The 7,444-nt window shown below is 63.8% G+C and carries 10 protein-coding genes and 1 pseudogene; 8 read left to right on the top strand and 3 right to left on the bottom strand.

The genetic code is table 11. The features are described from left to right. A pseudogene (locus tag EOA36_RS21095) lies at positions 1 to 129 on the top strand (VOC family protein); the annotation flags it as partial. Between the two features lie 158 nt (positions 130 to 287). Here the strand turns inward: EOA36_RS21095 and EOA36_RS21090 are convergent. Beyond that, positions 288 to 1,493, bottom strand: a complete 1,206-nt coding sequence (locus EOA36_RS21090) for a multidrug effflux MFS transporter (RefSeq protein WP_127279265.1) — start codon at positions 1,491 to 1,493, stop codon at positions 288 to 290. A 186-nt stretch (positions 1,494 to 1,679) separates the two neighbouring features. Here EOA36_RS21090 and EOA36_RS21085 point away from each other — a divergent pair, with 186 nt between their 5' ends. The 4 genes from EOA36_RS21085 to EOA36_RS21070 all read left to right on the top strand — a co-directional run bounded on the left by EOA36_RS21085 (position 1,680) and on the right by EOA36_RS21070 (position 3,505). Further along, positions 1,680 to 2,369, top strand: coding sequence for a TetR/AcrR family transcriptional regulator (locus tag EOA36_RS21085; protein ID WP_127279264.1), 690 nt, complete (start codon positions 1,680 to 1,682; stop codon positions 2,367 to 2,369). Positions 2,370 to 2,515: 146 nt separating this feature from the next. Next, entirely contained in the window at positions 2,516 to 3,052 is a 537-nt protein-coding gene (locus tag EOA36_RS21080; protein ID WP_127279263.1) for an SspB family protein, read from the top strand. Between the two features lie 16 nt (positions 3,053 to 3,068). Then, positions 3,069 to 3,278 (top strand): DUF4169 family protein, encoded by a 210-nt coding sequence (locus EOA36_RS21075; protein WP_127279262.1) that lies wholly within the window; start codon positions 3,069 to 3,071, stop codon positions 3,276 to 3,278. Further along, positions 3,275 to 3,505, top strand: coding sequence for a ribbon-helix-helix domain-containing protein (locus tag EOA36_RS21070; protein ID WP_127279261.1), 231 nt, complete (start codon positions 3,275 to 3,277; stop codon positions 3,503 to 3,505). The genes EOA36_RS21075 and EOA36_RS21070 overlap by 4 nt, the downstream gene beginning before the upstream one ends. On the opposite strand, the gene EOA36_RS21065 is transcribed toward EOA36_RS21070, so the two are convergent. Then, the gene (locus EOA36_RS21065) at positions 3,502 to 5,301 is read right to left on the bottom strand and encodes a chloride channel protein (protein WP_127279260.1); all 1,800 of its coding nucleotides are present in this window, start codon (positions 5,299 to 5,301) and stop codon (positions 3,502 to 3,504) included. The genes EOA36_RS21070 and EOA36_RS21065 overlap by 4 nt on opposite strands. A gap of 162 nt (positions 5,302 to 5,463) precedes the next feature. Here EOA36_RS21065 and EOA36_RS21060 point away from each other — a divergent pair, with 162 nt between their 5' ends. The 3 genes from EOA36_RS21060 (at position 5,464) to EOA36_RS21050 (ending at position 7,221) form a co-directional block, all read left to right on the top strand. Then, positions 5,464 to 5,895, top strand: a complete 432-nt coding sequence (locus EOA36_RS21060; protein ID WP_189521740.1) for a MarR family winged helix-turn-helix transcriptional regulator — start codon at positions 5,464 to 5,466, stop codon at positions 5,893 to 5,895. Between the two features lie 105 nt (positions 5,896 to 6,000). Further along, positions 6,001 to 6,306 (top strand): hypothetical protein, encoded by a 306-nt coding sequence (locus EOA36_RS21055; protein WP_127279259.1) that lies wholly within the window; start codon positions 6,001 to 6,003, stop codon positions 6,304 to 6,306. A gap of 33 nt (positions 6,307 to 6,339) precedes the next feature. After that, the gene (locus EOA36_RS21050; RefSeq protein ID WP_127279258.1) at positions 6,340 to 7,221 is read left to right on the top strand and encodes a sigma-70 family RNA polymerase sigma factor; all 882 of its coding nucleotides are present in this window, start codon (positions 6,340 to 6,342) and stop codon (positions 7,219 to 7,221) included. Positions 7,222 to 7,260: 39 nt separating this feature from the next. On the opposite strand, the gene EOA36_RS37350 is transcribed toward EOA36_RS21050, so the two are convergent. Further along, positions 7,261 to 7,444, bottom strand: a 184-nt coding sequence (locus EOA36_RS37350; protein WP_210212425.1) for a hypothetical protein, incomplete at its 5' end; no start/stop codon positions are given.

Raw genomic sequence — 7,444 nt, 5'->3', positions numbered from 1 at the left:
CTTGAAAGGCTCCGCACGCGCGGCGCGCAGCTCGTGGGCGAAGTGGTCGACTACAAGGACGTGTATCGGCTCTGCTACATCCGTGGGCCTGAAGGACTTCTCATCGGACTCGCCCAGGAACTCAACTGAGCGCGGTCGTGAACCCAGGCAAACGTTGGGCCGGTGCAAAGAAACATTGCTGGTAGCGCGTCTTGCGCCGGGTAAACGACCGCAGCTTGTCGCCCGCACTGCCTTCGACATTAAAAAGGCCGGGATTGACCCGGCCTTTCGGTTCATTTGAGGATTGCCTATTCCGCCGGCGCTTCGACGGCTTGCCGCGAACGGCCAAGCGTGACCTTCGCCAGTGCGAACGATATCACCGCGCAGAGCGTGATGCCGGCGACCATCGGCAGCGGCGTGCCGTCGAAGAACACGCCGGCAACGCCCATGGCGAGCGCGCCGATGGCAAAATGCAGCGTGCCCATCAGCGCCGACGCCGTGCCGGCGATCTCGCCATGCTCTTCCATGGCCAGCACCGAGGTGGTCGGAATGACAAGCCCGAGGAAGCCGTAGCCGACGAACAGCAGGGCCGCCATAACATCGAGCCGGTCGACCCCCGTGGCCATGATGGCGAACAGCGCCACCATCGTCGTGGCATAGCCGGTCACCGCCACCCACACCACGCGCTTCAGCCCGAACCGTTCCGAAAGCAGGCCCGTCAGCTGCGACATGCCGATGAAGGCAACCGCGTTGATCGAGAAGAACACGCTGTAGACCGAAGGCGACAGCCCGTAATGGTCGATCAGGATGAAGGACGAACTCGACAGATAGACAAAGAAGCTCGCAATGCCGAAGCCGGCGATTGCCACCAGGCCAAGGAAATTACGGTCGCCCATCAGGAAACGGTAGCCGGCAAGCGCGGTACCGAAGGAGGACCCGACACGCTCTTCCGCCGGCCGCGTCTCCTTGAGCGAGGTCGCGAGCAGGATGGTGGCAAGCACCGCCGCACCGGTCACCGTCCAGAACACGGCGCGCCAGCCGAAATTCTCGATGATCTGGCTGCCGGTCAGCGGCGCCAGGATCGGCGACACCGAGAACACCAGCATCAGCAGCGACATCAGCTTGGCGGCCTCGTTGCCGGTGTGCAGGTCGCGCACGATGGCGCGCGGAATGGCCATGCCGGCGCTGGCGCCAAGCCCCTGCAGGAAGCGGAAGGCGATCAGCCACTCGATGGTCGGCGCCATTGCCGAGCCGATGCCGCCGGCCATGAACAGCGCCAGGCCGCCATAGAGCGGCAGCTTCCGGCCGACCATGTCGGAGATCGGCCCGACGACGATCTGGCCGAAGCCCATCGACAGGAAGAAGATCAAAAGGCTCATCTGCACGGCGGCGGTGCCGGCATGCAGATCGGTGCCGATCGACGGCAGCGCGGGCAGATACATGTCGATTGCGAACGGGCCGATGGCCGACAACAGGCCGAGCACGACCGCGATGCGGAGGAATTTGGGACTCATGATATTGGCTTCTTTCGAATCTGGTTGCCGCCGCCAGGCGACGTCTGACCCCAGGACGTTCCATCCCGAGGGATTCCTACTCCCAGAGCGAATTTATTCGTCCCTCTGGAGTGAAATCCCCTTATATCGTGTCCACAAATTTAGACACTCTTGTCCAAATCGTCAATCACCTCTATATAGATTTTCATGAGACCGGGCGTTTCTCCTGACACTTTCCCGCCACGTGGCCATGAGGCCAAGCGCATGTCGATCGTCGACGCCGCTGCCGGCGTGTTTTGCCGCGAGGGTTTCGCCGGCGCCAACATCGACCTGATCGCGGCAGAGGCCGGCGTCTCGCGCCAGACCGTCTACAACCACCATCGCGACAAGGAAAAGCTGTTCATCGCCGTGGTGCGCGACCTGACCGAACGCTGCAACGCCGGCATTTTCGCCACCATCGCCACCTTCCCCGATCAGCCCGGGGACCTCGAAGCCGACCTGATCGGTTTTGCCGTGCGCCTGAACCAGAACTGCATCTGCAACCGCGACGGAAAGTTCCTGCGCAAGCTGATCCAGACCGAGGGCGAGCGCTATCCCGAGCTCTTTGCCGAATGGCGCGAACAGGGCCCGGGCCGGACATGGCCGGCAATCGCCGCCCGCTTCGCCCGCCTAGCTTACGGCGGCCATCTCACGATCGACGATCCCGACGTGGCGGCACGCCAGTTCCTCGGCCTGGTCAATGCCGAATTGCAGACCACCTTCATGCTTGGCGGCACGCCGCGCGAGGACGAAGTGGTGCAATCGGCGACAAACGGCGTGCGCACCTTCATGCGCGCTTTCGGCAAGCGCCCTTCCCCGACCGGCGTGAAAAAACACACTGCGCTGGCTAACGCATAACATTTGCGGTTGCCGCGAAGCCGCCTTGCCGATCAAATCGTTGGCAATAGTCCTCGCTTCGGTGCGGCGGCGGTCTATATCAGGTTTACGCCGCCCTCAAGCTTGATTACAGCTATGCGGACGATTCAACGGAACCCGACCAACTCATGGCCGACGACCACATCCGCTACGACATTCTGGCCCAGGAGGCGTTGCGCGGCGTCATGCGCAAGGTCCTGGCCGAGGTCGCGCGCACCGGCCTTCCCGGCAACCATCATTTCTTCATCACCTTCCTGACCGGTGCGCCGGGCGTGCGCGTCTCGTCGCGCCTGCGCGAGCGCTATCCCGAGCAGATGACCATCGTCATTCAGTTCCAGTATTGGGACCTGAAGGTCACCGACACCGGATTCGAGGTTGGGCTCTCCTTCTCCGACGTGCCGGAGAAACTCGAGATCCCGTTCTCGGCCGTGCGCGGCTTCTACGATCCCTCGGTCAATTTCGAACTCGAGTTCGACGTCAAGACCGATGCGCAGCCCGACGAGGAACCGGCCGCACCAGCGCCCGAACCGCTGGCCATCGTCTCCGAGAAGAAGCCGAAGGCCGAGAAGAAGGCCGCCGCCGAAGCGGAGAAAAAGCCCGCCGCCGCCGATGCCGGTACCAAGGGCGCCGAAGTGGTCTCGCTCGACGCCTTTCGCAAGAAATAGGCTCGCGGCTCCCGCCATGGCCGAAATCGTCAAGCTTCGTCAGTTCCGCAAACAGAAGGCGCGGGCCGATAGAGAACAGGCGGCCGGCCAGAATCGCGCCTTGCACGGCCGCACCAAGGCCGAAAAGCAACGCGACCGCATGATTGCCGACAACAGCGAAAGGTTCGTAGCGGGCCATCACCGTGAAAAGCCCGGAGAACCGGGCGATCCCAGTGGCGGTCAATGAGCGCCGTCGAAAAACGCTCGGTGACCATACGCGGCCATCGCACCAGCTATTCCCTCGAAAAGCCTTTCCATGACGATCTCGTCGCGATGGCGGCGGCAAGGAAGCTGACGCTCGCCGCCCTTGTCGCCGAAGTCGACGAAACGCGGCCCCGCGACACCAACCTGTCCTCCGCGCTCAGGCTGCATGTCCTGGAGTGGGCGAAGCGCGGCGTCGCCGGCGAGACTTAAGAAGAAGCCGTGCGTTCCTCTTTCGTGCGTCTGGTGCCGAAGCCAAGCAAGGTCGAGCGCTCACGCTCCTCGGCCTGCTTGCGTGAGCGCACGCGCATCAGATCCTTCCAGCCGACATAGCCGACCAGCCTTCCATCCTCGCGCGCCACGACCGGCAGATGCGATACATTGGCCGTCAACAATTTGTCCGACAGACCTTCCAGATATTCGTCGGGATAGGCCAGCGTCACCTTGCTTCCGGCCAACAGCTCGCCGAGCGTCGTCGTCCGGTGCTTGCCGGCACGGCGCCAGCGCAGGATTGCCGGCGGATCGATGAGGCCGAGCACCTGCCTGTTTTCATCGACCACGGGAAAACTCGGATGCCGGGTTTCTGGCGCCGTCAGTAAGGCGGCCGCGCCATGCAGCGTCATCGTCGCCGGCACGCTCTCGACCTCTGACGTCATCACCTCACGCACCCTGGTGAGCGCGAATGGATCGATACGATATTCGCGCACCAGGTGGTGCCCTCGCCTGGCGATCTTCTCGGTCAGGATCGAACGCTTCATCAACAGCACGGTGACGGCATGCGCCGCCGCACAGGCCGCGATCAGCGGCACCAGCACATGCGTGTTGCCGGTCAGCTCGACGGCGAAGAAAGTGGCTGTCAGCGGCGCGCGCATCGTGCCGCCCATGGTGGCGGCCATGGCCAGCAGCGCCCAGAAGCCCGGGTCCGCCGCCGGCAGGACCCCGGCAAGCACCGCGCCCATCGCGCCACCCATGATCAACAGCGGCGCCAGCACGCCGCCCGAGGTTCCCGATCCGAGCGCCACCGACCAGATGACGGCCTTGACCACCAGCAGCAGGAGCGCAGCCGTGGCGATCGTGCGGCCGTCCAGCATGTCGGCGATGTTGTCATAGCCGACGCCGAGCGCCCGTGGGTCGATCAGGCCGCCCATGCCGACCACCAGGCCGCCGAGCATCGGCCACCACATCCAGTGGATCGGCAGCTTCTGGAAGCCGTCCTCGCAGGCGTAGACCATCTGCGTCAGCAGCCCGGACAACAGACCCGCGCAGATGCCGATCAGCACCCAGCCACCAAGGCCGAGGAAGGAAACCGCCATGCTGCCCTGGAACGGAAAGATCGGCCCCGGCATGTGCAGCATCGTGCGCCCCACCTCCGCCACGATGGCCGCCACCGCCACGGGAATGAAGCTGCGCGGCGTCCATTCGAACAAAAGCAGTTCCACCGCCAGCATGATGGCCGCGATCGGCGTGCCGAACACGGTGGTCATGCCGGCGGCCGCACCCGCCACCAGCAGCGTCTTGCGCTCGGTATCGCTGACCGGCAGCATCTGCGCGATCAGCGAGCCGATGGCGCCGCCGGTCATGATGATGGGACCCTCGGCGCCGAACGGCCCGCCGGAGCCGATCGAGATCGCCGACGACAGCGGCTTCAGGATCGCCACCTTGGCATCGAGCCTTGAGCGCCCGCGCAGGATCGCCTCGATGGCCTCGGGAATGCCGTGGCCGCGGATCTTCTCGCTGCCATAGCGCGCCATCAGGCCGATGATCAGCGCGCCGATGACGGGAACGAAGACGGCGGCAAGTCCGAGCGGCGTATCCTGCAGCTTCAGCTCGGCAAGCGAGAACTGGCCGAAATAGGCGATGTTGGTGGCCAGGCGGATCAGCTTCAGCAGCACGATGCCGGCAAACAGCCCGGCGGTCGCCACCACCACCGCTATCGCGGCGACGAGCAGCACCCGGGCGTCGGTGGTGAAATCCCTGAGATGACCGGGATTGGAATTGTGGGTCTTCATGGCTTTGCTTCCTGGCGGCGGCCGTGTCTGGTTTTTGCGGCACGGTCGAAGTGGCCAGCCGGTTGTCGGTCGGCTATGTATCGTAACACGATATATCTGTTCAAGCTGGTTTCGTTCGAAATTTCGTTTGAGCTTTCACCGGAAAACGAAGACATCTGCGATATGACGCAGCCGCCTAAGACACCACGCCCCGCCATCAGGCAATCCGACTACCAGCGGCTGTCCGAGTTCCGCTACCTGATCCGCCGCTTCCTCGAATTCAGCCAGGTGCAGGCCGAGGACGCCGGCCTGACCCCGCGCCAGCATCAGGCGCTGCTGGCGATCAAGGGATATCCGGGCGGCGGGCCGGTGACGGTCGGCGACCTTGCGGAACGCCTGCGCATCCGCCACCACAGCGCCGTCGAACTGGTCAACCGCCTCGGTGAGGCAGGACTGGTCGCACGCGATCAGGACAAGGACGACCACCGCCGCGTGCTGCTGCGGCTGACCGAACGCGCCGACGATTGCCTGGCCGAACTCTCTGCCGCGCATCTCGACGAGCTGTCGCGCATCGAACCCATGCTGCGGCGCCTGCTCGACCGGGGCCAGGACTGACATCCGGCGTCTGCGCGGGCCGGTACCGAACTATTTTTTTGAAATCCGAATCCTTCGGCCTGGCTGAGGCGTCTTGGACAGACGACAGCCAAGGGAGCCGATGCGATGAAACATCATTTGATACGCTACAAAACGAAGCCGGACTGGGCGAACGAGAACGAGCGCCTGGTCAAGGCTGTGTTCGAGGAACTGCGCGGCAAATCGCCGGAAGGCGTTCGCTACATGACCTGGCGCTCCGGCGACGGCACTTTCGTCCATCTCGTCGAGATCGAAACCGACGAGCATGCTGACATCATCCCCGGGCTTGCCGCTTTCGAGGCCTTCCAAAACGGCATCAGGGATCGCTGCATCGACCCTCCGCATCGTGACGTGATGACAGTGGTGGGCCATTATCGGATGCTGGACGAGTAGCCTGAATAGAACCATGGCAAGAACGGCCGGTGCATGAACAGTCCAGGCGAGATCCCAAGGCCTTTCGACCGCTTGTTCGGCGAATTGCGTCCCAAACTGCATCGCTATTGCGCCCGCATGACAGGCTCGGTCGTCGATGGCGAGGATGTCTTGCAAGAGGCGCTGGCCAAGGCATTCGAGGCCTTGCCCAACGCCGGCCTGATCGCCAATCCCGAAGGCTGGCTGTTTCGCATCGCGCACAATACCGCGCTCGACTTTTTGCGCCGCCGCGCCCGTGAGAAGACGTTCTACGAGGAGGAGCCGGACATGATCGCCGACCCGGCAAATTCGATCGCCGAACGGCAGGCCGCGGCAGCCGGATTGCAAAGTTTCATGCGCCTTCCCGTCGCGCAACGAAGCAGCGTCATCATGATGGATGTTTTGGGCTATTCGCTGCGGGAGATCAGCACCATGCTCGACACCAGCGTCCCTGCGGTCAAGGCCGCGCTGCATCGTGGCCGCGGCCGGCTGCGTGAGATCGCAGACGAACAGGACGATCGTCCTGTTCCCAGGCTGAGTGCATCGGAGCGCCTGTTGCTCGACGCCTATGTCGATCGCTTCAACGCCCGCGATTTCGACGCCGTGCGGGACATGCTGGCCGATGAGGTACGCTTGGAACTGGTGGCCAGGGCAAGGCTCAGCGGCCGCAAGGAGGTGGCAACCTATTTCGGCAATTATTCCCGGGTGCGAGACTGGCATTTCCAGCCTGGTTTCGTCGAAGATCGTCCGGCAATCCTCGTGCGCGATCCCAACGATCCCACGGCAGCCCCGGCATACTTCATCCTGCTGGGTTGGCAGGGCGGCAAGCTCGCCGCCATCCGCGATTTCCGCCACGCCAGATACGTCGCTGACGGCGCTGAAACATTCGTTCTTTGAGGCGATTGCCAGTCGGGCGGGCAGCCGGAATGCCTAGTCCTACTGCAGCGACTTCAACAGATTGTCGACCGTGAATGGGTTGGCTTTCGGCTTGGCCGGAGGCGGATTGTCGTTGGCGGGCGACTGCTCGGCCTTGGGCGCCTGTTGCGCCGCCTTGCGCTCCGCCTCGAGCCTGGCTTTTTCCTGGGAGGCAATGCGCATCGCCTCCTCCGCCTTCTGGCGC

Origin of the sequence: Mesorhizobium sp. M8A.F.Ca.ET.021.01.1.1, from assembly GCF_003998025.1 — a bacterium.
GTDB lineage: Bacteria > Pseudomonadota > Alphaproteobacteria > Rhizobiales > Rhizobiaceae > Mesorhizobium.
This window is presented reverse-complemented; position numbering and strand designations above follow the sequence as displayed.